The 25,859-nt window shown below is 59.1% G+C and carries 19 protein-coding genes; 9 read left to right on the plus strand and 10 right to left on the minus strand.

Annotated elements, in window-relative coordinates; all coding sequences use genetic code 11:
• Positions 1-4 precede the first annotated feature (4 nt).
• The gene (locus OZ656_RS05685) at positions 5-3,094 is read left to right on the plus strand and encodes an efflux RND transporter permease subunit (RefSeq protein WP_379945051.1); all 3,090 of its coding nucleotides are present in this window, start codon (positions 5-7) and stop codon (positions 3,092-3,094) included.
• On the opposite strand, the gene OZ656_RS05690 is transcribed toward OZ656_RS05685, so the two are convergent.
• Positions 3,088-4,713 carry a methyl-accepting chemotaxis protein gene (locus OZ656_RS05690; RefSeq protein WP_286715164.1) on the minus strand — a complete coding sequence of 542 codons (1,626 nt, stop codon included), beginning with the start codon at positions 4,711-4,713 and terminating at the stop codon, positions 3,088-3,090. The genes OZ656_RS05685 and OZ656_RS05690 overlap by 7 nt on opposite strands.
• Before the next feature lie 98 nt (positions 4,714-4,811).
• Between OZ656_RS05690 and OZ656_RS05695 the strand changes: the two genes are divergently transcribed.
• Together OZ656_RS05695 and OZ656_RS05700 are read left to right on the plus strand one after the other, a co-directional pair.
• The gene (locus tag OZ656_RS05695) at positions 4,812-5,549 is read left to right on the plus strand and encodes a pseudouridine synthase (protein ID WP_153741355.1); all 738 of its coding nucleotides are present in this window, start codon (positions 4,812-4,814) and stop codon (positions 5,547-5,549) included.
• Positions 5,550-5,697: 148 nt separating this feature from the next.
• Positions 5,698-7,572, plus strand: coding sequence for a diguanylate cyclase (locus OZ656_RS05700; RefSeq protein ID WP_286715167.1), 1,875 nt, complete (start codon positions 5,698-5,700; stop codon positions 7,570-7,572).
• Here the strand turns inward: OZ656_RS05700 and OZ656_RS05705 are convergent.
• A complete protein-coding gene (locus OZ656_RS05705) occupies positions 7,563-9,008 on the minus strand; it encodes an amidase (RefSeq protein WP_286715169.1) in 1,446 nt (481 codons plus the stop codon). The genes OZ656_RS05700 and OZ656_RS05705 overlap by 10 nt on opposite strands.
• Before the next feature lie 188 nt (positions 9,009-9,196).
• Between OZ656_RS05705 and OZ656_RS05710 the strand changes: the two genes are divergently transcribed.
• Positions 9,197-9,805 (plus strand): isoprenylcysteine carboxylmethyltransferase family protein, encoded by a 609-nt coding sequence (locus OZ656_RS05710; RefSeq protein WP_228223236.1) that lies wholly within the window; start codon positions 9,197-9,199, stop codon positions 9,803-9,805.
• A gap of 9 nt (positions 9,806-9,814) precedes the next feature.
• Here OZ656_RS05710 and djlA read toward each other — a convergent pair whose 3' ends face one another.
• On the minus strand, positions 9,815-10,597 hold the full coding sequence (djlA, locus tag OZ656_RS05715) for a co-chaperone DjlA (RefSeq protein ID WP_011785578.1): 783 nt from the start codon (positions 10,595-10,597) through the stop codon (positions 9,815-9,817).
• 49 nt (positions 10,598-10,646) lie between these two features.
• A complete protein-coding gene (locus OZ656_RS05720) occupies positions 10,647-13,463 on the minus strand; it encodes an HD domain-containing phosphohydrolase (protein ID WP_278350142.1) in 2,817 nt (938 codons plus the stop codon).
• A gap of 89 nt (positions 13,464-13,552) precedes the next feature.
• On the opposite strand from OZ656_RS05720, the gene alkB reads away from it, so the two are divergent.
• Positions 13,553-14,203, plus strand: a complete 651-nt coding sequence (gene alkB, locus OZ656_RS05725; protein ID WP_379945052.1) for a DNA oxidative demethylase AlkB — start codon at positions 13,553-13,555, stop codon at positions 14,201-14,203.
• Positions 14,204-14,207: 4 nt separating this feature from the next.
• On the opposite strand, the gene OZ656_RS05730 is transcribed toward alkB, so the two are convergent.
• The gene (locus tag OZ656_RS05730; RefSeq protein ID WP_022990968.1) at positions 14,208-15,488 is read right to left on the minus strand and encodes an MgtC/SapB family protein; all 1,281 of its coding nucleotides are present in this window, start codon (positions 15,486-15,488) and stop codon (positions 14,208-14,210) included.
• 169 nt (positions 15,489-15,657) lie between these two features.
• Here OZ656_RS05730 and OZ656_RS05735 point away from each other — a divergent pair, with 169 nt between their 5' ends.
• The 3 genes from OZ656_RS05735 to OZ656_RS05745 all read left to right on the plus strand — a co-directional run bounded on the left by OZ656_RS05735 (position 15,658) and on the right by OZ656_RS05745 (position 19,646).
• Entirely contained in the window at positions 15,658-17,145 is a 1,488-nt protein-coding gene (locus OZ656_RS05735) for a SulP family inorganic anion transporter (RefSeq protein ID WP_011785574.1), read from the plus strand.
• Between the two features lies 1 nt (position 17,146).
• Positions 17,147-18,085 (plus strand): universal stress protein, encoded by a 939-nt coding sequence (locus OZ656_RS05740; protein WP_278350141.1) that lies wholly within the window; start codon positions 17,147-17,149, stop codon positions 18,083-18,085.
• Between the two features lie 109 nt (positions 18,086-18,194).
• Positions 18,195-19,646, plus strand: coding sequence for a phospholipase D family protein (locus OZ656_RS05745; protein WP_379945053.1), 1,452 nt, complete (start codon positions 18,195-18,197; stop codon positions 19,644-19,646).
• Positions 19,647-19,652: 6 nt separating this feature from the next.
• Here OZ656_RS05745 and OZ656_RS05750 read toward each other — a convergent pair whose 3' ends face one another.
• From OZ656_RS05750 to OZ656_RS05760, 3 genes are read right to left on the minus strand one after another with little or no spacing between them, the layout of a single operon-like run.
• A complete protein-coding gene (locus tag OZ656_RS05750) occupies positions 19,653-20,843 on the minus strand; it encodes an NAD(P)/FAD-dependent oxidoreductase (RefSeq protein WP_278350139.1) in 1,191 nt (396 codons plus the stop codon).
• A 45-nt stretch (positions 20,844-20,888) separates the two neighbouring features.
• A complete protein-coding gene (locus tag OZ656_RS05755; protein WP_222447712.1) occupies positions 20,889-21,698 on the minus strand; it encodes a PhzF family phenazine biosynthesis protein in 810 nt (269 codons plus the stop codon).
• Complete coding sequence (locus OZ656_RS05760) at positions 21,695-22,000, minus strand: hypothetical protein (RefSeq protein WP_278350138.1); 306 nt, start codon at positions 21,998-22,000, stop codon at positions 21,695-21,697. Before OZ656_RS05760 ends, OZ656_RS05755 begins: the two co-directional genes overlap by 4 nt.
• A 205-nt stretch (positions 22,001-22,205) precedes the next feature.
• Between OZ656_RS05760 and OZ656_RS05765 the strand changes: the two genes are divergently transcribed.
• Entirely contained in the window at positions 22,206-23,621 is a 1,416-nt protein-coding gene (locus OZ656_RS05765; protein ID WP_278350137.1) for a PLP-dependent aminotransferase family protein, read from the plus strand.
• Here the strand turns inward: OZ656_RS05765 and OZ656_RS05770 are convergent.
• Positions 23,609-24,259: a response regulator transcription factor gene (locus tag OZ656_RS05770; protein WP_014420959.1), complete on the minus strand. Its 651-nt coding sequence runs from the start codon at positions 24,257-24,259 to the stop codon at positions 23,609-23,611. The two genes, OZ656_RS05765 and OZ656_RS05770, sit on opposite strands and share 13 nt — an antisense overlap.
• Positions 24,259-25,770: a PAS domain S-box protein gene (locus tag OZ656_RS05775; RefSeq protein WP_222534524.1), complete on the minus strand. Its 1,512-nt coding sequence runs from the start codon at positions 25,768-25,770 to the stop codon at positions 24,259-24,261. The genes OZ656_RS05770 and OZ656_RS05775 overlap by 1 nt, the downstream gene beginning before the upstream one ends.
• Positions 25,771-25,859: the final 89 nt, after the last annotated feature.

Raw genomic sequence — 25,859 nt, forward strand, 5'->3', positions numbered from 1 at the left:
CGTCATGCGAGCATTGATTGCCGCGGCCATGGACCGAAGCCGCACCACGCTGTTGTTGTTCCTGTTCCTGCTGTTGGGCGGTATGGCGGCCTACCAGGCGATTCCAAAGGAATCCAATCCGGACGTCACCATCCCGATGATCTATGTCTCGATGACGCTTGAAGGCATCAGCCCGGAAGACGCTGAGCGCCTGCTGGTCCGTCCCATGGAGCAGGAGCTGCGCTCGCTGGAAGGCATCAAGGAAATGCGGGGTACCGCCTCAGAAGGCCATGCCTCGGTAATGCTTGAATTCGACGCCGGTTTCGATCCGGACAAGGCGCTGCAGGATGTCCGGGAGAAGGTGGATACCGCCCGCAGCAAGCTACCCCAGGAAGCCGACGAACCCCGGGTCAATGAAATCAACGTGTCGCTGTTTCCGGTATTGTCGGTAGGCCTGTCCGGTCCGCTGTCGGAACGCGAGCTGATTACCATTGCGCGCCGACTTCAGGATGCCATCGAAGCCATTCCCGAAGTGCTGGAGGTGGAAATTGGTGGCGACCGGGAGGATCTGCTGGAGATCGTGGTGGATCCCCAGGTGCTGGAAAGCTACGGCATCGATTTTGATCAGTTGGCCTCCCTGGTTACCCGGAACAACCAGTTGGTGGCTGCCGGCTCACTGGACACGGGTAATGGTCGGATGGCGCTGAAAGTGCCGGGAGTAATCGAAACCATCGAAGATGTGATGTCGATGCCAGTGAAGGTGGACGGCGACACTGTGGTTACCTTTGGTGATGTGGCCATGCTGCAGCGCACCTTCAAAGACCCGACCGGCTTCGCCCGCATCAACGGGGAGCCAGCCCTGGTACTGGAAGTTTCCAAGCGCTCGGGCGCCAACATTATTGAAACCATTGAGCAGATTCGCACCCTGATTGATGAGTCCCGGCCCCGGTTGCCGGAGACCCTCGATATCCGCTTCATCATGGACCAGTCCGAGGAAGTGCGCGATATCCTCTCGGATCTGCTCAACAACGTGCTGACTGCCATTGTGCTGGTAATCATCGTGGTGATCGCGGCCATGGGCCCACGCTCAGCTGTGCTGGTGGGGCTCACCATCCCCGGGGCGTTTCTGACCGGCATCCTGGTGATCTGGAGCATGGGCCTGACGCTCAATATCGTCGTGCTGTTCAGCCTGATCCTCGTGGCGGGCATGCTGGTGGATGGCGCCATTGTGGTGTCTGAGCTGGCAGACCGGAATCTGTCGGACGGGCAGCCGGTCAAAGCCGCCTGGGTGGAAGCAGCCTCGCGCATGGCCTGGCCGGTTATTGCCTCCACGGCGACGACGCTTGCGGTCTTCGTGCCGCTGCTGTTCTGGCCCGGAGTGGTGGGCGAATTCATGAAATACCTGCCGATGACCGTGTTGATCTGCCTGATTGCTTCGCTGGCCATGGCGCTGGTTTTTCTCCCGGTTTTGGGTGGCGTGAGCGGTGGTCGCCGGCACCAAAAGGATGCCAGTGAAGGGCGTTTCATGCGGGGCTACCGACAGGTGCTGGCCGCTCTTCTGCAGCGCCCGGGCCTGACCTTGCTCGGCACCCTGATGGTGATTTTTGTGATCTACGCCGCCTATGGGCGCTTTAACCATGGTGTCGAGTTTTTCCCGAGTGTCGAGCCCGAGTCGGCCCAGGTTCAGGTGCGGGCTCGTGGCGATCTTTCGGTGTGGGAACGGGATGCCATTGTGCGTGAAGTGGAGTCTCGGCTGCAGAATATGCCGGAGGTAAAGGCCCTGTATGCGCGCTCCATGGTGACCACCAGCTCCCAGATGGCTCCGGATGTGATCGGCGTTCTGCAGTTCCAGTTCACGGACTGGTACACCCGCCGCACTGCCACGGATATTCTGGAAGACTTTCGGGAACGTACGGCAGATATCGCCGGTATTGAACTGGAGTTCCGCAAGCAGGAGGGCGGCCCGGCTGAAGGCAAGCCCATCGAGCTGCAGGTCAGCAGTATGGACAGCACACAGCTGGATGGCTATGTCGACAGCATTGAGAACCGCATGCGCGAACTCGGTGGTTTTGTCGATATTGAAGACGACCGGAGCTTGCCCGGGATCGAGTGGCGCCTGAATGTGGATCGTGAGGCGGCCGCTCGATTCGGTACCGATGTGTTGAGCATCGGCAGTGCGGTTCGGCTGGTAACCAATGGCCTGGTGCTGGCCACCTACCGGCCGGAAGATGTTCGCGATGAGGTGGACATTGCGGTGCGGGTGCCCAACAACTGGCGGGAGCTGGATCACCTGGAGCGCCAGACACTGAACACCCCTCGCGGTCAGGTGCCGCTGTCGGAATTCGTGGACCTGGAGCCAGGCGACAAGACCGGCTCAATCGTTCGGGTTGATGGCCAGCGCACGATCACCATCAAATCGGATATTGCGCCGGGCAGGCGAATGGACGAGCTGCTGCGGACCCTGCAGGCTGAGATGCCTGAGCCACCGGAAGGGGTGAGCGTGCGCTTCGCCGGCGAAAACGAGGATCAGCAGCAGGCCGCCAACTTCCTGACCTCCGCTTTTCTGGTTGCGGTTGGCCTGATGTTGCTGATTCTGGTGACCCAGTTCAATTCTCTTTACCAGACCCTTCTGATCCTGTCGGCGATTGTATTGTCCACCGCCGGAGTGCTGCTGGGCTTGCTGTTTTCCGGTCAGTCTTTCGGCGTAGTGATGGTGGGCATGGGCATTATTGCGCTGGCGGGTATTGTGGTGAACAACAACATCATCCTGATCGATACCTTCAACCAGATGAAGCGGGAGGGCAAAGCCGCCTACGAGGCCGCCCTGGAGACCGGATGTCTGCGTTTCCGGCCCGTATTGCTGACGGCAGTCACCACGATTCTTGGCCTGATGCCCATGGTGTTGGGGGTGAATGTCAATCTGCTGGAGCCGTCATTGGGTCTGGGGGCACCATCCACCCAATGGTGGACCCAGCTGTCCAGTGCCATCGCCGGGGGCCTTGCCTTTGCGACTCTGCTGACATTGCTGCTGACGCCCGCTCTGCTGGTTCTGGGAGAGCGCACCGGCCAGTGGGTCAGGGCGCTGGCCGGGCGCATTGCGAGGCGCAATCAGTAGCGGATTCGTTCCGCCAGGTCTTTGGCCTTGCTGGCCATAGCTTCAAGTTCCGGCACCGTGCGCAGGTTATCCTCGGCAGCGCTGTGCATGGCTTCGGAAATTTCAGCGACTTCGGTAACGTTGCGATTGATGTCTTCGCTCACACTGGTCTGCTCCTCGGCGGCCGTGGCCACCTGGGTGGTGGCATCATTCACGCTGACCATCCGCCGGGTAATGTCCTCCAGGGTTTTGCGAACGGCATCCACCGATTCACTGCTTTCCCGGGCCACCACTTCTGATGCCTGCATGTATTCCGTGGCATCCCGGGAGCCGCCCTGAATGCTGGCAATAATCTCATCAATCTCGACAGTGGCCTCCTGGGTCTTCGCAGCCAGGTTGCGCACTTCATCGGCCACCACCGCAAAGCCTCGGCCGGCTTCGCCTGCCCGAGCAGCTTCGATGGCTGCGTTCAGCGCCAGCAGGTTGGTCTGATCGGCAATCTCGCGAATGACTCGCATCACATCACCCACGCGCTGACCACTCTTGGCCAGTTCCGCCACTGTGGTGGCCGAGCTAAGGATCTGATCTGTCAGGCGATTCATGCTGCTGACGGCATCGTTGATCTGTTCGTCGGCATGGCGGGTCTGGTTCGTGGTCTCATCGACCTGGCTGGCCACTGAGGCCGCATGCTGAGCAACATCCTGAGCGGTGGCGGACATCTCGTTCATGGCGGTTGCGATCTGGTCGATACGCTGATGAGCCCGATCAGAGTGGGACGACACGGCATCGGCGTTGGTCCGGATCATGGCGCCGGTGTCTGCCAGTTTTTCGGCGTTGTGTTTCATCATTTCGCCGGTTTCCTGCAGGAACCGGTGCAAGGCGCGGGCGGTGTCTGCCAGCTTGCCCAACTCATCCGGGCGCTTCAGAGTGACCGGATCGGTCAGATCGCCTTTGCCGATGCGATCCAGCTTGCCGATCAGTTCCTGGGTTGGTCGAACCACAGAGCGAACCAGCACGCTCAAGCACGCCAGTGTGCCGAGAATAATGGCTGCCAGTAGAAATCCTCCCATCAGCCAGGTGGTGCTGGTGGCTTCGTCACGAAGCTCGGCGGAATGAGCCACGGCGGTGTCCCGGATTCTGGCGGATGCCTCTTCAATCAGTTTGGATGGTTCCCGGTCAATGCCGGAAACGGCCTGATCGCCTGCGTTGTGGTCGTAACCCGAGGAGACAAAATCACGGAACCCTTTGCGATAGGCTTCGCCCATACGCTGGTGAGCGGTTCGGAACTGCGTCATCAGGGTTTTTGCCTGGTTGTCATTCAGTTCAGGAATCAATGCGCCCAGTTGTTGCTGGATATTCGCTTCCACCGCCTGGAAACGCTGCCAGTATTTTTCACGCTGGCCGGTATCGGCGCCCCGGATCAGCACGTTTTTCCATTCCTGAACCTGGGTTTTGAAGTCGCTGAGAATGTCTTGGGCCTGAAGTGCCTGGACCATTTCCTTGCTCACCAGATGATCATACTCATTCTGGGTGGCCAGAGAACGGTTAAAGTAGATGCCTGCAACAACGGCAATCACGAGGTTGGACACCACAATAATGGTAAGGATCCGGTTAAGGATACTTTTGAAGTACCAGTTCATGGGTGGGGTTCCTGTTTTAATCCGGAGGGTGAGAGTAGAATAACGAACCGCAGGAGGCCGCTGAGCGCTCCTGGTTTGTTTATCGGCCGCTATCTTACATGCTGAACCCGCTTACTGAAATTTATCGGGACGACTGGCTGCTGGCCGTGCACAAGCCGGCCGGATTGCTGGTGCATCGCAGTCCCATCGACAAGCACGAAACCGAATTTGCCCTGCAGTATGCCCGGGCTATGAACGGCGGTGAGCATGTCTACCCCGTGCACCGGCTGGATCGTCCCACCTCGGGTGTCTTGTTGTTTGCCCGGGATCCGGAGACGGCGCGTACGCTTGGTCTGGCGATGATGGCCGGGGGGGTGAGCAAAACCTATCTGGCGATGGTCAGGGGCTGGGCACCGGAGCAGGGGGTGGTCGACCACCCGCTCCGGGATGAGCCGGAAGACCGACGTCTCAAAGGTCAGGAGCAGCCGGTTCGTGAGGCGCTCACCCGGTATCGCCGGCTGGCGACGACCGAATTGCCGGTGGCGATTGAGCGTTACCCCACGAGTCGATACAGCCTGGTGGAGCTGAAGCCGGAGACCGGCCGGAAACATCAGCTGCGCCGACATATGAAACACATCAACCACCCGATCATTGGTGATGCCAACCATGGTCGGGGCAGGCACAACCGGTATTTCGCCGAGCGCTTCGGTCAGGGGCGCCTGATGCTGGCGGCGACGGAGTTGCGGCTGAAACATCCGGTAACCGATGAGCCTCTGTGTCTGAAGGCCCACCCTGAGCGCAGTTTCTTGCAGGTTTTGGCAATTTTTGACGGGGACGACCTTCCACTGCCGCAATAGCGGAGCGTTTCCGAACAGGCCAACTTGTGTAGCTTTTTATGTCAATTTGCGACAAATAGTACCCTCGGCAGACGCTTCGTTCAACTTGGTGCATACTCCTTTGTAGGCTTATAACCAATAACTAAGGCGCTTGACGCCAGAGACCCATATGCCAAGGCTCTTTGTCTTACTCAGTCTGCTGTGTTGCTTGTTGGCACCGTCGCTGTCGAGTGCCGAATCGGTGGAATGGGGCCCGTTCTCCAAGCGACTGGAGCTCTCCCGTTTCGTCGACTACTGGAAGGAAGAGGGCGCCCGGTCGATCGAAGACGTTCGTGGTTTGCCGGCGCAGGCCTGGACCCGGAACGGGAGCGACAGCGTCAGTCTTGGCTATGGCGACGACATCTACTGGTTCCGCGTTGAACTGACCAATACTCTGAAATCCGAAGCCGGTAATTTTCTGGAAATTGGCTACCCGGTTCTGGACCACGTTGAAGTCTACCGGGAAGTCGACGGCCGAATGCAGGAGCCCTTGCTGCTGGGCGACAAACGTCCCTTCTATGATCGCCCGATTCACCACCGCAATTTCATTGTCCCGCTGGTGCTGCCCCCGGAATCGTCCACAACGGTTTATCTTCGGGTGGACACTACCAGCTCCATGCAGGTGCCCATGACGCTCTGGGATCAGGATGCCTTCTACTCGGCGGAGCAGGCCCGGAGCCTGTTTGAGGGCATTTACTACGGTATTGTTCTGGTGATGATGCTTTACAACCTTTTCGTCTTCATGGCCGTGGGAGAGCGCAGTTTTCTCTACTACGTGGGCTATATTGCGGCGATGCCACTTTTTCTGGCGTCACTGCACGGTGTGGCGTTTCAGTATCTCTGGCCCGAAGCGACCTGGTGGAACGACCAATCCATTATTGTGTTCCTGAATCTGGTGGTGCTGTTCGGGGGAGCCTTCAGCATTCGCTTCATCAGTGTGACAAGGAAAAACCACCTGTGGCTGAACCGGTGGACGATGGCGATGATCATGACGGCCGGTCTGCTTGCCCTGGCGGGCCTTCTGATTCCCTACAGGCTGATGATTCTTCCGACCATTGTGGTTGCCTTTGTGGGATGCTCCACCATGCTTATGCTGAGTGTGGTGCGCTGGTTGAAGCGTGACCCAGCTGCCCGGTATTACACGGTGGCCTGGGTTTTTATGCTGTTCGGGGGCATCGTATTGGCGCTGAGCAAATTTACCATGCTGCCCAGGAACCTGCTGACTGAGAATGCCACTCAGGTTGGCTCGGCCCTTGGCGTGATTCTGTTATCGCTTGCGCTGGCCGACAGGCTGAACCGGGAGAAGAAGAAGTCATTTGCGGCCCAGCAGAAGCTATTGCGTGAAGAACGCAAAGCTCGACTGGCCCAGGAAAAATCGTTGCGTGTTCAGCAAGAGGCTAATGCCCTGTTGGAAGAGAGGGTGCAGGAGCGGACCCGCGACCTGGAATCCCTGAACGAACAACTACTGGAACTGAGTGCGACGGATCCCCTTACCGGACTCAAAAACCGGGGGCACTTTGACAAAAAATTTCAGGCTGACGTGGTCCATGCCTATCGGTTTGAGGAGACGCTGTCGCTGCTGGTGGTAGATATTGATCACTTCAAGAGCTTTAACGATACCTACGGACATCTCGTTGGCGATGATTGTCTGAAAATGGTCGCCGACTGCATCAAACGTCACGTCACCCGGCCGCAGGATCTGGCCGCGCGATACGGCGGCGAGGAGTTTGTTGTCCTGTTGCCAGACACTCCGGAAGCGGGCGCCGTTCGGGTCGCCGAGAGAATCCGCGAGGAGATTCAGAAAACAGCTTTCCGGGTCTCCGATCAGGTACTTCATCTGACCGTCAGTATCGGTGTTTGCAGCTGCGCGCCCGCCCGGGCGGACGCTACCAAAGCGTTGTTTGCCTGCGCCGATGACGCGCTTTACCAGGCCAAGGCGGAGGGCCGCAACCGGGTAATTGCAAATACCCAGGCCGGGCAGGACCAGGCAGTCTGTCAGGCCTGATTTGACCGGGCTGCCTGGCTTAGAGTGGGCCAGGGGTGGTTGGCTTCCAGCGCGTAGGCAATTTCAAGTAGCGTTCGCTCATCGCCATGCCGACCCATAAACTGCACCGAAATGGGCAGGTGCTGGCTGCTTTCCCCCATAGGCAAGGCGATACCCGGAGCACCTGTGGCGTTGGCCAGCGGCGTAAAACTCACATAGCGGGTCAGCCGTTCGAACAGGGTATCGAAAGGTACACCGGGGTTCAGATGGCCCAGTGGCGGTGTGGTATGTCCCAGGACGGGGGTCAGCACCGCGTCATAATCATTCATGTGCCTCTGATAGTCGTGCCAGGAGCGTTTCAGCCGCCAGATGACAGCGGGCAGGCGCCAGAACTGGCGGCGGAACATTTTGTCCAGGCCATTGGTCAGGCCGTCCACTCGGGATTTGTCGAAATCCGGGTGATAGAGCTTCTTACCGCGGGCTTTTACACCGAACGCGAGCATCCCCCAGTAAAGCGCAAAGTCATCCGGAAATGAGCTGGCGACCGGCACATCCATGGGCTCGATAATGTGCCCCAGCTTTTCCAGGTAGCGGGCCGTCTGCTCCACGGCTAGCCGGGTTTCCGGGTCGGTGGGGTGGCCGTTGATGGAGTCCAGCACCAGGCCAATGCGCAATTGTCGGCCAGAGGGGCCCTGCACATGCCCGATGGCGGGTAGATTCCGGTTCTTGAACCAGGACTCGGCGTACGCCAGGAAGCCGGCGGTATCGCGCACTGAACGCGTGACGACACCATCACTGATGATGTTGACGGGCAAATCCCGGGCGGCATCGTTATCCACCACTCGGCCTCGTGTAGGTTTCAGGCCTACCAGCCCGCAACAGGCAGCCGGTATGCGGATAGAGCCGCCACCGTCATTGGCGTGGGCGATGGGCACCACGCCGGCTGCGACCAGGGCGGCAGCACCGCCGGAGGAAGCGCCACAGGAATAGTCCAGGTTCCATGGGTTGCGTGTCGGGTCTCCCTGGGCGGGCTCAGTTGAGGCGTTAAAACCGAATTCCGGCAGTGTGGACTTGCCCAGGCAAATATAGCCCTGGGACAGCATCTGTTCGGCAAAAGGGCTGGTTCTTTTCGCCACCCGGGGCGTGACCGCCTGTGACCCGTGCCCGGTGGGCAAACCCTCAACGTCTGTGTTGTCCTTGATATAGGTAGGTACACCGGCAAAGGGGCCAGTCTGGGCGCCCGGTCGCTGGCTCTGTGTCAGCGCTGGCTGATAACGTTCAGCCACCACACCATTGATCACCGGCGCCGCCAGCTGTGCCCGCTCTATCGCCGCCGCCGTCACTTCCTGCGCCGAAACCTCGCCTGAACGAATCCGTTCAGCAAGTGCAGTAGCGTCGTTGTCGGCCATCGCGTCGTTGCGGAAACAATGGAAGCGGGTACTGGGTGGCTGATTCATGGCGGCTCCTGAAAGCAAAAACAGAGGCTTACTAACATAACTCAGGCTTAAACGTGACGATATGTCATTTCAGGTATGGCGTCACAAAATGGGTGCAAAATATGGCAGCAAAGGATTGATCTGTGTCTCTTTCAATGAAGCCTCAAGCACAGTAAGCTGTTTGCCAACCTACTGAACCAGAATGAATAATGGATCTGATCGAGCCAGCTGTCCGGGTTTTTCTCGGCGTTTTTTTCCTGATGATTGGCCTGCAGTTTGCGGCCCGTACGCTCGGCCTGTATTCACGATTGGGCTTCTCTCACATCAATTATGGCAGGGTCGGTACGGCTACCTGGTGGCATCGCCACACCTTTAACCTGTTCCGGGCTGCGATTCTGCTGGTTTGCCTGGCCAGGATCTGGGTTGATCTGGACGCCTGGTTGGGCGTTTTCCCCCTGCTGTACCACTGGCCGGTGTTACTGGCCGGGGCTGTGCTTCTGCTGGTTTCCTACACTGCCGTGAACTATCTGCAGGCCTACATGCATGAGGACTGGCGTTCCGGCATTGATGACCAGCATGGCAGTGGGCACCTTCTGACCGATGGACCTTTTGGTCGCAGCCGGAACCCGCTGTTTCTGGCGGTGATGACGGGGCAGTTGGGGTTCTTTCTGGCGTTGCCCAGCGTGTTTTCGCTGGTGTGCCTGGTGACTGGCGTGCTGGTGATCATGCGCCAGGCCAGGGAGGAAGAGAAAGCCCTGGCCAGGCGTTTTGATGAACAGTACGAGGCCTATTGCAAACGGGTGCCCCGCTGGTTCTGACTGTCGGGCTCAGGACGCTTTGTTCCGCGCTTCCTTGATCACGTCGTAAGCGTGGCTGATTTCACGGGTTCGCTCTTCCGCCATTTCCCGCATACTTTCGGGCAAGCCGCGTCCGGCGAGTTTGTCCGGGTGGTTTTCACTCATCAGCTTGCGGTAAGCGCGCTTGATCTCGGCGTCTGAGGCCTCTGGCGAGACGCCAAGAACCTTGTAGGCATCATCGATCTGCTGGCTGCTGGAATAATTGCGGGTACCGCCCGCCTGGCCGGCATGGGCACCACGCAGCATAGCTTCGAGCTGGTCGACCTGACTTTCCGGCAGCCCCAGCCCACGGGCGATACGAACCAGCATTTCGTGCTCGGCCGGATGTACCTGCCCGTCTGCGGCAACCGCAGACACCTGTACCTGCAGAAACATCTGCAACAGCACCGGCTGGCGGCCGGAAGCCTGCATGAAGCGCTGGAGTTCGGCGTCCAGGTCGAAGTCCGATGCTTTACCCCGGTTGAACGCTTCCTTGGCCATGGCTTTCTGGGATTCGTTCAGGCGAAAGCGAACGAACATGGCCTCTGCCATCTGGATTTCATCCCGTGAGACCACACCATCGGCCTTGCACAGGGCGCCCATCACCGCGAACACGGATTCAATGAAACCGGCCTGCAGCCCCTGAAGCTTGCCCAGCAGTCGGCTTTTCATGCGCTGGAACAGGAACGCACCAATGGCTGCGCCAACCAGAAAGCCGGGGAATCGACCAAAGGCATAACCGATCAGACCGCCAAAAATGATTGCGAACAGCATTCTCTATCCTTCGTTGAGTAAACAGTCCTGAGAATATACGTGTTTTTGGTCAGGGCTTCATGAACAGGCTTTCATCCACGGCATCAATCTGCTCGGCCTTCAGGTGCTGGGCACCGTAGCGCCGATAGGTTCCGGAGCGCACGAAGAGCAGGAATACCTCCCGGTCTATATGGCCCTGTCTGGTCATGTTATCCATGATGTTCAGCGCTTCAGACAGTGTCTTGCCCTGCTTGTAAGGGCGATCCACGGCGGTCAGCGCCTCGAAGATGTCAGCCACGGCCATGATTTTCTCGGGAATGCTCATGTCCTCACCGCTCAGGCCGAAGGGGTAGCCCTTGCCGTCCACACGCTCGTGGTGGGTGCCGGCCAGCCGGGGCACACGGGCCAGACGGTCTGGCAGGGGCAGGGCATCCAGCATGCAGATGGTCTGCACGATGTGTTCGTTGATACGGAAGCGTTCTTCTTCCGTCAGGGTGCCGTACTGGATGGTCAGATTGTGGAGTTCTCCCCGGTTGTAGGCATACTCAGGCAGCTTCATGTCAAAGCCCCAGAGATTGCGCGGGTCGTCCCGCTGGACCGGAGGCACCCGGTCGCCCCAGGTGCGAATATGCCAGGGTTTGTCTGCCAGCAGTGGCTCGGTGGCGGGCAGTGCCGCTTCCGGAGAATCCGCCAGGGCTTGCTGCTCATCCCCGGAGAGGCCCAGCCGGTCACTGAAATGGCGTTGCCAGGTCTGGGCTCCGATCTGGCGAATGCGCGCTACATCCTCGTCCGACATGGACTCACTGCCCACATTGGCGTCTGCCAGGAAGCCAAAGTCAGCCTGAAGTTTTGCCTGGGCCTCATCTCTGTAACGGGCAGCCTCGGTCGGGTCTTCTCCATTCAGGCAGGCTTGAAGGTAACGGACCTCGGCATCCCGGTGCAGGATTTCAAAGCGGGCCCGGATTTCGTGGATGCGGTTGTAGATGGTTTCCAGCTTTACGGCTTTGTCGACCACATATTCCGGGCTGGTGATCTTGCCGCAGTCGTGCAACCAGGCCGCCAGGTGAAATTCGTAACGTTCGTCTTCGTTCATGCGGAAATGGGCAAAAGGCCCTTCCGATGCCTGCTCTGCCACCTCCGTGATCATCTGGGCGAGCTTGGGTACCCGCTCGCAATGACCACCGGTGTAGGGCGACTTGGCATCAATGGCGCTGGCCACCAGGCGGATAAACCCATCGAGCAGGGCCTGCTGGCTTTCGATCAGTTCACGGGTTTCGATGGCAACTGCGGCGGAGCCGGCAATTTCATCCACGAAAACAATCAGGTCATCACTGAGATGGGTGTGGTCGCCCACTTCCATTTCGATGATCAATGCACCAATGAGTTTCTTGCGTCGATTACGCAGGATGGCAAACACCGGGTGGCCGGATATGTGGTTTCTGAGCTGGCGAATGATCTCGTTATCGTCTGCCGCCTGGTTGATGGCTGGCAGGCTGGCGGGCAGTTCAAGTCCGCGGTTAACAGCCAGGTCGAGCTTATGTTCATGGCTGCTGTACAGGTAAATCGCGCCCCGTTCCTGGCTGACGATGGCGATGATCTGATCAAGAATGTCGCGTAACAACTGGTTCAGATCCTGGCCCCGGTTGAGCACCGTGGCGATGTTCTGGAAGCTTCGGATGGTGCGGGCCATGTCATCCAGGGCAATGCTGAGTTCCGAGGCTTCCCGGATATGGGACTCCGAGCGGATTGGCGTGTCAAAGCGGAAGCGGGAGAGGCTGCTGACCCGGTCGGTCAGGCGTTCAAGGGGTTTGCCCACCTGGCGCCCCATAAACCAGCCAAGTATCAACAGCAGAAGCGCTATGGCGCCGGCGATCGCGGTCTGGCGGGCAAGGGCAGCCCAGACATCGGCCAGCAGTTCATCCGAGGGAATGGCGACAACTACGGAGAGTGCTTCATCGGGCAGGGTTCCAAGTTGCTCGGCCATGCCATACCAGTCCCGGCCCTGCTGATGAAAGCGGCGGATTTCCCGGTTGGTGCCCGGCTCAAGCACCTGGCGGATCACGGCATCGGGTTCGGTGTTACCGTCGGCGTCTGCAAGGAGTTCCCCGGAAGCGCTGACAATGGCCAGCCGGCTTCCTGCGGTCTGTTTCAGCTCCGCCAGTTGCGAGCCCAGGTCGGTCACGGTGACATCAATACCCAGCACGGTACCCGGGATACTGGCGGCCCTCTGAGACAGGGTCAGCCCGGTTTCCTGGGTGGTGAAAAACACATAAGGCGCTGATAGCTGGAGCGAATCTCCGGCCCTGGCTGCCTGATACCAGGGGCGCTGGCGGGGATCATAGTCGTAATCCGGCAGCGAGCGGCGTTCGAGCAGTTCCAGGTCGCTGTTATAGAATTGCCAGATACCCTCGCGCAGATTGCCCTGGTATTCCAGGCTTTGCAGCAGATAGCGACTGGTTGCGGGGGCGTCCGGAAACTGGAGTGAGCCCGAACTGCGAATCTTACGGAACAGGAAAAAATCGCCATTGTCATAGCCTGCGTATACCGCACTGACAATATCGCTGCTGGTGAGCACATCGGCAATCACCGGCAGGCGTTGCAGTCGTTGCTCAAGGGTGGAACTCTGGGTGAGTGGGTCGTGCCGCAACAAGGCCAGCGCCGTAGCCGGCGGTTGGGTAATGGCATTGATACGATCGTCCACGCTGAGAGCCAGCTGTCGGGCAGTGGCGGCGGCAGCGGTGACCTTGGCCTGTTCCATGCCCCGATAACTCTGGGCCACCAGTGTGATGGCCAGTATCAGCATTCCCAGGGTGATGGCAGACGCAATCAGGAATGCCAGTGATACCCGGGCGGTCTGTTTGTTGTGTGGCGGTTTTGTCTGTCTCACAGCGTCGGGATCCAACGACGGATGAAGGGTTCTCTAAGTGTAGACGCTCTGCGGGCGTTATTCTGATTTCAGAAGATAAACGGGGGCTTATGACGCCAGATCTGTTTTCCGGGTTGAATGATCAACCGACAGTGGAAGCCTTTGACGAGGGCGTGGTTGTGCTACGGCGTCATGCCGTGAAGCACCAGCAGGCCTTGATGCGAGATATAGATCAGGTGACGCGACACGCGCCGTTCCGCCATATGAAAACGCCGGGTGGCCATCAGATGTCGGCCGCCATGACCTGTTGCGGCCCCCTGGGGTGGGTGACTGACGAGACAGGGTATCGCTACCAGCCCCAGGATCCGTTATCCGGGCTTCGGTGGCCGGCTATACCCGATAGCTTTGTCTCATTGGCCCGCAAGTCGGCCCAGGAAGCGGGGTTTACCGGCTTTGACCCGGATGCCTGCCTGATTAATCGCTATCAGCCAGGGGCCAAAATGGGACTGCATCAGGATAAGGACGAAAAAGACTTTGCCTGGCCCATTGTGTCGGTGTCTCTGGGCCTGCCCATTGTGTTTCAGTTTGGTGGACTCAAGCGCAACGACCGCCCCGCGCGTATTCTGCTGGAACATGGTGATGTGGTGGTCTGGGGCGGCCCGGCCCGTTTGCGTTACCACGGCGTTCTGACTCTGAAAGCCGGTGAACACCCGGTGACCGGCTCGGCCCGCTACAATCTGACCTTCCGTAAGGCTGGCTGATACCTTATTGCAGCCAGGCCACCAACAGGCCTGCGGCCAGAGATAACACCATCGGGCCAGCCACCAGCAGACCGGTTTGTCGGTTGCCGATACTCCAGGCGATGCCCGATTTCACCAGATTATTCACCGCTGCCGCGATGACAATCCCCAGCACGGCTGCATCCATGCCCAGGCCGTCGTTGGACATCCGGGTAAGAGACAGGGTGATGGCATCGACATCCGCCACGCCAGAGGTGGCGGCCAGGGCGTAAATGCCGACATCGCCAAAGGCATTCTTGAGGAATTCCCCCAGTAACAGAATGGCGGTCAGCAAGAAACCGAACACCAGTGCGGAAGAGAGATCCAGCGGGTTCTGGTTCATGGTGGGCTGGCTCACCTGCAGTTGCCGGGCGTTGCGGCGCCAAATGATCAGCGCGGGCACGTAGAGGAGGGCGGTCATCATGGCGACCGGCCAGATCAGGCTGGGTAGCAGTGCCTTGTTGATGACCAGGCAATAAACCAGAATCCGAGGGAACATGGTGCCGCAGGCAATCAGGATGCCGGCAGCAAACTGCGGGCTGAAGTCGGGATTCTTCGCCGATTGCCGGGCGAAGTGCAGGCTCAGGGCGGTAGATGAACTCAATCCGGCAAACAGACTGGTGAACAGAATGCCTTTGCGGGCTCCGGCCACCCGGATGGCAAAGTAACCGACAAATGAGATGGAGGCGATCATCACCACCATCCACCAGATTTCCCGGGGGTTGAGCACGCCACCCGGGCCCATGGCCTCGTTTGGTAGCAGAGGCAGCATCACCACCGAGATCAAGAGCAGTTTAAGGGCCGCGTCCAGTTCGCTGGCCTGAAGCTTGTGTACCCAGCCGTGGATTTCTTCCTTGTTGTCCAGAATGATGGCGGTGACCACCGCAGCAGCGGTGGCGATCACCGGATCCACCGCCACGGCAACGGCGCCAAAACAGAAGGTCAACAACATGCCGACCATGCCGGTAATGCTGAAATTGCGGATGTGTTCCAGGCGCTCGCTGTAGGCCACCAGCCCCATGGCCACTACACTGAGTAGCAATACCGGAAAGGCCCAGGGGGTAATCTGCTCCGACAATACGGCGGCAATACCGCCCAACAGCCCGACCAGTGAGAAGGTGCGGATACCGGCAATGCGTTCCCCGGATTTCTGCTCCCGGGCATCCCAGCCCCGCTCCAGGCCAATGATGGCTCCGAGCAGCAAGGCCACGGCCAGATTGATGGTGGTCTGGTTGGCGTTTAGGAACTGGCTTGCTACATCATCCATGTACTTGTCACCAAAAAGATTATTTAAACGCATTCTAGGCAATTAGCGGCCCCGGCGGCACCCCCGGTCTGTCGGGATGGTCAGTCTGGCCATACTTTCAGGACGGTTTCTGGTACCCTTCGCGGCCCCGATCTGATATCCCCAAGAATTGAAAGCGACACCCCTGACCATGACAAACGCACTCAAGCAGAACTGGTTTTCGAACATCCGCGGCGACTTGCTCGCCGGAACCGTGGTTGCGCTGGCACTGATTCCGGAGGCGATTGCCTTCTCTATCATTGCCGGGGTTGACCCGAAAGTGGGCTTGTATGCCTCCTTCTGTATTGCCGTGATTATTGCCTTTGTCGGTGGCCGCCCGGGAATGATCTCGGCGGCCACCGGCGCCATGGCGCTGCTGATGGTGACGCTGGTCAAAGAGCATGGGCTGCAATACCTGCTGGCGGCAACCCTGCTGACCGGTGTGATCCAGATTGCCGCCGGCTACCTGAAACTGGGCGGCTTGATGCGGTTTGTATCCCGTTCAGTGGTGACCGGTTTCGTGAACGCTCTGGCCATCCTGATTTTTATGGCCCAGTTGCCGGAACTCACCAATGTGACCTGGCATGTCTACGCCATGACCGCCGCTGGTCTGGCTATTATCTATCTCTTCCCGCTGATACCCACTGTGGGCAAGTTGATTCCGTCTCCGCTGGTTTGCATCGTCGGTTTGACCATTGTCTCCATGGTTATGGGGCTGGATATTCGTACCGTAGGTGATATGGGTGAATTGCCGGATACCTTGCCGATTTTTCTGTGGCCAGACGTACCGCTCACGCTGGAAACCCTGATGATCATCCTGCCCTATTCACTCGGTCTTGCCGTGGTAGGGCTGCTGGAATCCTTGATGACGGCGACGATTGTCGATGATCTTACGGACACGACCAGCGACCGTAACCGCGAGTGCAAGGGCCAGGGCATTGCCAATATCGGTTCCGGCTTACTGGGCGGCATGGCCGGCTGTGCGATGATCGGTCAGTCCATCATCAACGTGAAATCCGGTGGTCGCACACGTTTATCCACGCTCACGGCCGGTGTCTTTCTGCTGATTCTGGTTCTGGTGCTCGACAAGTGGCTGGTGCAGATTCCGATGGCCGCCCTGGTGGCCGTGATGATTATGGTCTCCATCGGTACCTTTAGCTGGGATTCCATCCGTAATCTCAGGGAGCATCCATTGTCCACCAATATCGTGATGCTGGTTACGGTCATTGTGGTCGTCGCCACCCACAACCTGGCTTTCGGCGTGCTGGCCGGTGTCCTGCTGGCGGCCCTGTTCTTCGCCAACAAGGTTGGCCATTACATGCTGGTGACCTCCGAGCTGGACGAGGCAACAGACACCCGTCGCTATACCGTGGTGGGCCAGGTGTTTTTCAGTTCCTCGGAAAAATTCCTGGAATCCTTTGACTTCAAGGAAGCGGTGGACAATGTTGTGATAGACCTCAGCCGCGCGCACTTCTGGGACATTACCGCCGTTGGCGCGTTGGACAAGGCAGTGATCAAGTTCCGCCGTGAGGGTGCGGATGTGGAAGTGATTGGCCTGAATGAGGCCAGTGCCACCATCGTTGACCGCTTCGGGGTGCACGACAAGCCCGACGCCGTTGACCAGCTGATGGGGCACTGATATGACTCAGACCAAAGAAAACTCTGACATTCGCAGCAATAATAACAGCCAGAATCAGGCGCAAGGCGAGGCAGCTATGACGGCAGACAAGTTGAGAATTGTGGCGTGTATTGACGGTTCCCGGGCCGCCCCTGCAGTGTGCGATTTTGCCGCCTGGGCCAGCCGCCACATGGACACGCCGCTGATGCTGCTGCATGTTCTGGATGAAGAACGGTATCCGGCCGAGCCGGATCTGGCTGGCAGCATCGGCCTTGGCAGCCGCGAGCATTTGCTGGATGAGCTGGCGGAGCTGGACCGTAAGCGCTCCAAGCTTGCCCTGGAGCATGGCCACCACATGCTGGACGAAGCAGAGGCCAGGGTAAAAACTGCGGGTATTGGCGAGACGGTCAAGCGCCAGCGCCATGACAACCTGGCCGAGGCCCTGACCGCGCTGGAAAAAGAAACCCGGCTATTTGTGATGGGGTTGCACGGTGAAAGCAGTTCCGATCGAGATGTGCACATCGGTAGCCAGCTTGAGACCGTGATCCGTAGTGTGCATCGTCCGATTCTACTGGTGCCAGATGAATACCGCGAGCCGAAAAGTGCCATGGTGGCCTTTGATGGTTCCGCGACCGCCTTCAAGGGCATTGAGATGATTGCGGCCAGCCCGGTGTTACGGGGCATGCCTTTGCACCTGGTGATGGTTGGAGCCGACACGGCCGATCGTTGGGAGCAACTGAAAAAAGCGGAAAAAATGCTGGAAGGCCTCGGTGTTGAGATCACGCTGGCTGTCCGCGCTGGCGATGTGGAGCCCACGCTGCACGCCTATCAGGAAGAGCACGGCATCGACATTCTGGTGATGGGCGCTTACGGCCACTCGCGAATCCGCCAATTTCTGGTGGGCAGTACAACAACCACCATGCTGAAAACCGCGCACAAGCCGCTGGTTATTCTCAGATAAGGAGCAACCATTGCTCACAGGCAGCCGAGAAGGGAACCCGATGATCAGAAGGTTATTGACCCTGATATCCCTGGTTGTCCTTGCTGGCTGTGCAGGAGGGATCAAGCCGATGGAACACGGGCCGGCAATACCGGTCGCCTCGGAGCCAGACGCTTTTCTGCAGGCACAGAGCGAAGAGCGGGTCGGCGCCGGGTTGCCGGCGGTAAAACTGCTGAACACCGGCCAGGATGCCTTTCTGGCCCGGGCCGCACTGATCGAGACTGCCAGCCAGCGCATCGACGCCCAGTATTACATCTGGAACGATGATGACAGTGGGCGTTACCTGGCCAGCCGTCTGGTTGCGGCCGCAGATCGCGGGGTGGTGATTCGCCTGCTGTTGGATGACATTAATGTTGCTGGCAAGGAATCCCTGTTCGCCTTGCTGGATGCCCACGCCAATATCCGTGTGCGTATTTTCAATCCATCCCGGTCCCGGGATGGATTCGGTCGCTGGCTCTCGTTTATCACTGACTTTGATCGCATCAACCGGCGCATGCACAACAAAACCTTTGTGGTGGACAGTCTTGTGGGTATTGCCGGGGGCAGGAACATCGGGGATGAGTACTTCGATCAGCATCCGACACTGAACTTCCGGGATCGCGATGTTCTGGTGCTGGGGCCGTTGGCGGGGGACATGACCGCCAATTTCGAGGCCTACTGGGACAGTCCCTGGACCTTGCCGCTGGCAGAGCTTTATCCCAAGCCTGAACAGGCACAACCGAAGCTCAGCGTCCTGATTGAATCTGCCGCCTCGCGGCATTACCAGATCGAGCCCCCAGGAAACCGGCAAACGGCAAGAACCTATCTGGAGACCTTGTTTGCCAACACCGTTTCCGCACCCGCCGAACTGGTGTTTGATCCGCCTCCCGAAGACCCGGATGCCCCCGCAGAGGCTCCCCAGCGAACCGCGCAAACCCTGTATGACCTGGTGGACGGTGCCCGGTCCGAGATTCTTATTGAATCGGCGTATCTGATCCTGACTGACCATCAGCTCAGTGCCATGAGCGACATTGGCAGAGGTCGTTTACAGGTTGCCGCCCTGACCAATTCGCTGGCCACCAATGATCTGGTTACCAACCACTCCGGATACGCACGGTGGCGCCGGGCGATGTTGGAGCAGGGTATTGAGCTACACGAATTACGACCGGATGCCCCTGCATGCCAACGTTGGGTGGCCGCCAGTGCAGCCTGTGAAGGCGGTGAGGTAAGCCTTCATTCCAAAGCGGTGGTGTTTGATCGGGAAACCCTGTTTGTCGGGTCCTTTAACGTGAATCTTCGTTCCATCTATCTCAATGGCGAGACGGTGCTGGTGATCAAAAGCCCAGAGCTCGCGGATGCCGTGGCGGACGATATCCGTTACGCCATGGAGCCCCGGAACAGCTGGCGGGTTGAGCTGAATGGCCAGGATGAGCTGGTCTGGCGGTCAGAAGGGCAGGAGGTGCAGCACGAGCCGGAGGTGGGTTTCTGGCGCCGGGCCATGTCGCGGATGCTGTCGTGGTTGCCTATCGAGAAATACCTGTAGCGGGGCTCAGGCCTCGTTGCCGGCAGCCACACCAGACGCCCAGGCCCACTGGAAATTGTGACCACCCAGGTGCCCGGTCACGTCCACCACTTCGCCAATAAAGAACAGGTTCGGCCGATCCAGAACCGCCATGGTTTTGGAGGAGAGTTGGCGTGTATCAACTCCGCCCAGGGTCACTTCTGCGGTTCGATAACCTTCGGTGCCGGCAGGTTTCACCGTCCAGTTGCCCAGAGTGTCGGCAATCTGCTCGATGTCCTGATTGCTGCAGCCTTGAAGTGGGCCCTGCCAGCCCTGAAGTTCATTAAATGCCTGGGCAAAACGTTTGGGCAGATGCTGGTTGAGATACTGCGCCAGAGTGGATTGCGGCTTTTGCCTGCGAAGTGCCAGCAGGTCCTCCTGAATACGCAGGCCGGGCAACAGGTTGATGTGCACCTCATCCCCCGGCCGCCAGTAGCTGGACACCTGCAACATGGCCGGGCCACTCAGCCCCCGGTGCGTCACCAGCATGGGCTCGCGGAAATGCTGGTTGTGGCAGTGGGCATCGACCGGACAACTGACCCCCGAGAGTGGTGCCAGTTGCTGTTTCAGCTCCGGTTGCAGGGTAAAGGGCACCAGCCCGGCCCGGGTCGGCAGAATGTTCAACCCGAATTTTCTGGCAAGCTCATAACCGAATCCGGTCGCGCCCATGGTGGGAATGGACAGGCCGCCGCAGGCAACCACAAGAGATTCGCAGCTCAGCACGCCGCTGCCAGTCACAACCTGATAGCCACCGTTCGCTTCCCGTACTTTCTGAATCTGGGTCTTCAGTCGGATCTCCGCGCCCGCCCATTCACATTCGGTCAGCAGAACATTGAGGACGTCTCTGGCGCTGTCCCGGCAGAACAACTGACCGGGCGCTTTCTCCTCGTACTCGACGCAGTGTCGATCCACCAGTTCGAGGAAATCCTGGGGAGTGTACCGCTTCAACGCTGAGATACAGTAATGGGGATTGTCCGAGAGGAAGTTGGCGGGTGTGCTGTTCAGGTTGGTGAAATTGCAGCGCCCGCCGCCGGACATCAGGATCTTCTTGCCCGGTTTGTTGGCATGGTCCAGCACCAGCACACGCCGACCACGGTAGCCGGCGGTTGCCGCACACATCAGCCCTGCTGCGCCGGCGCCGATGATGATTACGTCATACGCTGAGGATGAACCTGCCATGATACTACCCGCCGTTGGTGAAAAACGCCGGGCAGTATACCAGCCTCACGGCAGGTGAACGGAGCCTTCCATGTAGAAGGCTGCCTGGCCAGAAATGGCCACCCGCTCGCCCCGGAGCTCGCAGCGCAGTTCGCCGCCGCGGGCAGAAACCTGGCGAGCCCTGAGTTCCGTTTTTCCGAGCCTCTCAGCCCAGTAGGGCACCAACACGCTGTGGATGGAGCCAGTCACGGGGTCCTCGTCGATACCGGCGCCGGGAGCGAAATACCGGCTGACAAAATCGCAGTCCGTTCCCGGGGCGGTCACAATCAGGCCCTGGTTACCCAGCTCGGCCAGTTTGCGGTTGTCCGGAGTTGCGCTCCGCACCTCGTCTTCGGAGCCCAGCACCACCATGTAATTGGTGTCGTTAGGCACGTAGAAAGACTCGGCCGGCGCCCCGGGCAAAGCCTCCAGAATCAGCGCCGGCGTTGGCCTGTGCTCGAAAGGCAGATTCGGGAAATCCAGCTCCAGCCAGCCTTCTGCCCGGCGGGTAACGGCCAATGGACCACTTCTGGAGTGAAAATGCACGGTGTCGGCCGGCCAGCTCAGCCGGTTGAACACCACCCACGCTGAGGCCAGTGTGGCATGGCCGCACAGCGGCACTTCCACCGCAGGGGTGAACCAGCGGATGTGAAAATCCGCCGGCTCAGACTCTGGCAACGGCACCAGAAACGCGGTTTCCGACAGGTTGTTCTCCAGCGCTATTGCCTGCATCTGCTCGTCTGGCAGCCATTGGTCCAGCGGCATGACGGCCGCCGGATTACCGCCGAACAGGGTCTTGGTAAAGGCATCGATCTGATAAATCGGTGTGGTGTTCATAGGCTCTCCCTGTTGGGGGTGGTCAGATAATGTCTGGCTCGCGAATGGGCGAAGCGCTGTAATTCCTGCTCACTGTAGCAGTGGACTTCCGGCAGCGGGCGGTTGCCGGTGAGAATCCAGTGGTTGTGGCCGGCCGGGATTACCCGGATGCCCTCCCGGGCCAGGCCTTGTATGGTTTTCAGGTGAAGGCCGTTGCCTGTGGTAGCGTCTGCACCGGCGAGGTTGAACAGGTCTTTCTGACTGGCTCTGGATCTTTCCGGTTGCTGATCAAAACGCTCGTGGGTTTTCTGTACCTGTGCCATGGTGAAACTCCTTCTTCAGTGGATGGCTTTATTGTTCGCTTATCCGTATTGCCATAACAGATTCAGTTAACCAGGCATTGAATCGGTACAGATGATCTATAATCTGAACTGTGCTGGCCGAAAAGTAGCCAATCTGTACTGCCTGAATCGGCGCCGGATCTGCTGCAATAGACCTTGATTGGCCACTGCAAACAGGGAGAAGACCATGGGTGTGCTTTATAACCAGGTAGCAGATCAGCTGCAGGGGCTGATTCGTGATGGCGTTTACCGGGAGGGTGAGCGTTTGCCCGGGGTTCGGGTGCTCAGCCGTCAGTTTGGTGTCAGCATTTCCACAGTGCTTCAGGCCCACCAGACGCTGGAAGCCCGTGGCTATCTGCAGGCCAGGGAGCGTAGTGGCTATTTCGTAAGGTTGCCTGCCAGGGACGTGCCGGAACCCAGAATGTCGGAACAACGCAGCCAGCCGCTGCCGGTGTCTGCCCGGGAAATGACACTGGATCTGTGCGCGGACGAGCAGAAGCGCATGGTGCCGTTGGCCACCGCCATACCACACCCGGATTACCTGCCGCTGCGGCAGATCCAGCAGAGCACCCTGTGGGCTGCCCGGCGGGGCCTGGAAACCCTGGACTACGCCTTCCCCGGCAAGGAATCCTTTCGCCGGCAGATTGCCCAGCGCATGGCGAGCCTCGGCGTGCCGATCTCGCCAGACGATGTACTAGCCACCAATGGTGCCCAGGAGGCCATCATCCTGGCTCTGCGAGCGGTCACCCAGCCCGGCGACATTGTGGCCGTGGAATCGCCTTCCTTTCCGGGAATCCTGCAGGCGCTGGAAGTGGTGGGGCTCCGGGTGATTGAGATTCCAACCCATCCCTCCGATGGTATCAGCCTGGAGGGGCTTCAGCTGGCCCTGGAGCAGTGGCCTCTGAAAGCCTGCGTGGTGGTGCCGAATCACAGTAATCCTATGGGTGCCAGGATGACGGACGAGCGCAAGCAACAACTGGTGGCCATGCTGGCGGCCGCCAATGTGCCGTTGATTGAAGACGATATCTATGGCGATCTGTACCACACGGGTGAGCGCCCGCGGCCCGCCAAGGCTTTTGATCGTGCAGACAACGTGATCTACTGCAGTTCTTTCTCCAAAACCATTTCACCGGGCCTGAGACTGGGCTGGATGATCCCCGGCCGACACATGGCCAGTGCCCGCCAGCACAAATATTTTGTCAACCTGGCAACCTCGTCCATTCCTCAGCTGGCGGTGGCGCATTTTCTGGAGCAGGGTGGTTACGATCGTTATTTGCGCGCTGCCCGCCAACACTACCGTGAGGTGACCGAACGGCTGCGTTCGTCCGTGGCCCGGTCGTTCCCGGAGGGCACGGCGGTCAGCCGGCCACAGGGAGGGTTTGTGCTCTGGGTGCAGCTGCCGGACGGTGTGTCCGGTACTGAAGTGTATCGGCGCGCCCGGGCCGAAAACATCAACGTGGCACCGGGGCTGATGTTCTCAACCACCAACAAGTTCGAGAACTGCCTGCGACTGAACGGTGGCAATCCCTGGACAGACCGGCTGGAGACCGCGGTGATACGACTTGGCTCCCTGGCCCACGAAGTCCAGCGTCATTCTGGCTGAGCGGGCTGCCTGAGTTCGAGCGGGTTCAACAGACCCGCGGCAATGGCCAGGCCGGTCACGTCTGGCAGGCGCTCGGCACCAAGGCGCTTCATCACCCGGGCCCGGTACAGGTCGATGGTCTTGACGCTGACATCCAGTTGCTCGGCAATTTCCTTGCTGGTGTAACCCTGGGCCAGGGGCAGGAATACATCCTTTTCCCGGCGGGTCATGCTGGCAATCAATGCTTCGGTACTGGCAGCAGGCGTTGCGTTTGGTACAGGATCGTCGGCGTCCTGAAGGGCTTGTTGCACACTGTCCAGCAACAATTGTTCGTTGAATGGTTTTTCGATGAAGTCAAAAGCCCCGGACTTGAAGGCCCGTACCACAATGGGCACGTCGGCGTGGCCGGAAACAAAGATGATCGGCACGTCCAGGCCTCGTTTCTGCAACTCTTCCTGTACGTTCAACCCCCCCAGCCCCGGCATACGGATATCCAGAACCACGCAGCCAGGGCGCTGGTCTTCCACCGCATCCAGAAACTGGCGGCCATCACTGTAGGCTTTCACCTTCAGCCCCACTGATTCCAGTAGCCACTGGGTGGATTCAAGCATGCCGGCGTCGTCGTCGACCACGTAGACCGTGTTGTGCGTGTCTGGCATCAGGGTTTTTCTCCTGGCGGATGTGCGAAATCTGCGGTGCGATTTGGGGCGAGTCGGTGCTGGTTAGGCGGGAATCGACAGATCAATGACAGCCCGCCGGTTTCGGCGGGTATGGCGTCGAGAAAGCCGCCAAAACCTTCGATAATCGAACGGCTCATGGAAAGCCCGAGCCCCAGGCCTTTGGGTTTGCTGGTGAAAAACGGCTGAAACATCTGGCGTATGCCTTCGTCATCCAGGCCCGTGCCCTCGTCGGTGACCTGGATCAGGGTTTCGCGCTGATCGTTGATGCAGGTGGTCACCACGATATGGGACAGCCGGCCGGTTTCGCCACGGGCTTCGACATTGGCTTCTATGCCGTTACGGACCAGGTTGATCAACACCTGCTCCAGCAGAACCGGGTCTGCGGTAATCACGGGAGAATCGGCGGCCAGATACTCCTGTAACCGGACCCCGTTTTTTTCAGCTTCCCACTGGCACAGTTTCACCACGTCGCTGATAACGGCATTGAGCGAGACCGGTGCCATGCGCTTCTGGCCTTTGCGCAGGAAAGCTCGTAGCCGTTTGATGACTTCTGAGGCCCGGTTGGCATGATGTACGATCTTCTGCAGACCGTCGTCCACTTTCAGCAGACGGTCCGGATGTTTGTCCGCTTCCTTGAGAAAACGCTGGCTGGCGCTGGCGAAATTGACGATGGAGGCCAGCGGCTGGTTCATTTCATGAGCAATGCTCGAGGCGAGCTCGCCCAGGGTGGCCAGGCGGGCGGTATGGGCCAGCTCGTCTGCCAGTCGGCGGTTCTGCTCTTCCGATTCTACCCGGGCCGTAATATCACGGGAGACACTGATCACTTCGACTACGGCACCGGTGTATGTCTCGCGGATGGCCCGGCTGGCAATTTCGAACCAGCGGCGGCTGCCGTCCCGGTGATGGAGTTCCAGAGTGAGGGTGGCGTAGCCGTCTTCCCGCAGGCGGTGGCGGGTTTGTGCCAGCTCTTCGGCCAGATTCTCCCCCTGGAAAACGTCTTCCAGGGCTTTGCCGCGCAGCTCTTCGGGCCAGTATCCCAGCAGCCGCCAGGAGGCGGGCGTGGCGTCGATAAAACGGCCATCCGGGGCATGCCGGGAGATCAGGTCGGTGGTGTTTTCAGTGATCAGGCGGTAAAGCCGGTTGGAGCGGACCGCCTGCTCCTGATCCCGAATGTCGTTGGTGGCATCACGCCCGCGCACCAGAACCTGCGTGCCCTCTGGCAGGGGAATAAAGCTCCACAGAACGATTCGATCACTGAACCGTGACTCCACATCCTCAATGGCCCGGCCCTGGCCGATGGCCGCCTGCACCAGCGCCTGAGTGTTTACCGGTAACAAAGCATCTGGTGTAGGTGCTTTACTGATAGTGAGCAACTCACGGGTGGCACGGTTGTAGTCGGATACCGTTGCGTCGGCTGCCAGAATCAGCGTGGGTTGCGGGTCGCTGTCCAGTAGGAGATTGATTTGTCGAGAATTGTTGGGATCTGTCATGTTTTATAGAAGTATTCCCATAATACCATGGTAGAGTTTCTAGTAGTTTTGCTGTGGTCTACCATTTTCGGCAATGCTGAGTATAGCTG

Source organism: Marinobacter sp. LM1 (assembly GCF_042763285.1).
Taxonomy (GTDB): domain Bacteria; phylum Pseudomonadota; class Gammaproteobacteria; order Pseudomonadales; family Oleiphilaceae; genus Marinobacter; species Marinobacter nauticus.

What these genes read in the sequence shown, in the direction of transcription:
- OZ656_RS05775 (WP_222534524.1), bottom strand. Translation starts at nt 25,770, where the DNA reads ATGACAGATCCCAACAATTCTCGACAAATCAATCTCCTACTGGACAGC.
- OZ656_RS05695 (WP_153741355.1), top strand. Translation starts at nt 4,812, where the DNA reads ATGCTGAACCCGCTTACTGAAATTTATCGGGACGACTGGCTGCTGGCC.
- OZ656_RS05755 (WP_222447712.1), bottom strand. Translation starts at nt 21,698, where the DNA reads ATGAACACCACACCGATTTATCAGATCGATGCCTTTACCAAGACCCTG.
- OZ656_RS05705 (WP_286715169.1), bottom strand. Translation starts at nt 9,008, where the DNA reads ATGAATCAGCCACCCAGTACCCGCTTCCATTGTTTCCGCAACGACGCG.
- OZ656_RS05740 (WP_278350141.1), top strand. Translation starts at nt 17,147, where the DNA reads ATGACTCAGACCAAAGAAAACTCTGACATTCGCAGCAATAATAACAGC.
- OZ656_RS05730 (WP_022990968.1), bottom strand. Translation starts at nt 15,488, where the DNA reads ATGGATGATGTAGCAAGCCAGTTCCTAAACGCCAACCAGACCACCATC.
- OZ656_RS05735 (WP_011785574.1), top strand. Translation starts at nt 15,658, where the DNA reads ATGACAAACGCACTCAAGCAGAACTGGTTTTCGAACATCCGCGGCGAC.
- OZ656_RS05710 (WP_228223236.1), top strand. Translation starts at nt 9,197, where the DNA reads ATGGATCTGATCGAGCCAGCTGTCCGGGTTTTTCTCGGCGTTTTTTTC.
- OZ656_RS05690 (WP_286715164.1), bottom strand. Translation starts at nt 4,713, where the DNA reads ATGAACTGGTACTTCAAAAGTATCCTTAACCGGATCCTTACCATTATT.
- alkB (WP_379945052.1), top strand. Translation starts at nt 13,553, where the DNA reads ATGACGCCAGATCTGTTTTCCGGGTTGAATGATCAACCGACAGTGGAA.
- OZ656_RS05700 (WP_286715167.1), top strand. Translation starts at nt 5,698, where the DNA reads ATGCCAAGGCTCTTTGTCTTACTCAGTCTGCTGTGTTGCTTGTTGGCA.
- OZ656_RS05760 (WP_278350138.1), bottom strand. Translation starts at nt 22,000, where the DNA reads ATGGCACAGGTACAGAAAACCCACGAGCGTTTTGATCAGCAACCGGAA.
- djlA (WP_011785578.1), bottom strand. Translation starts at nt 10,597, where the DNA reads ATGCTGTTCGCAATCATTTTTGGCGGTCTGATCGGTTATGCCTTTGGT.
- OZ656_RS05770 (WP_014420959.1), bottom strand. Translation starts at nt 24,259, where the DNA reads ATGCCAGACACGCACAACACGGTCTACGTGGTCGACGACGACGCCGGC.
- OZ656_RS05745 (WP_379945053.1), top strand. Translation starts at nt 18,195, where the DNA reads ATGGAACACGGGCCGGCAATACCGGTCGCCTCGGAGCCAGACGCTTTT.
- OZ656_RS05750 (WP_278350139.1), bottom strand. Translation starts at nt 20,843, where the DNA reads ATGGCAGGTTCATCCTCAGCGTATGACGTAATCATCATCGGCGCCGGC.
- OZ656_RS05765 (WP_278350137.1), top strand. Translation starts at nt 22,206, where the DNA reads ATGGGTGTGCTTTATAACCAGGTAGCAGATCAGCTGCAGGGGCTGATT.
- OZ656_RS05685 (WP_379945051.1), top strand. Translation starts at nt 5, where the DNA reads ATGCGAGCATTGATTGCCGCGGCCATGGACCGAAGCCGCACCACGCTG.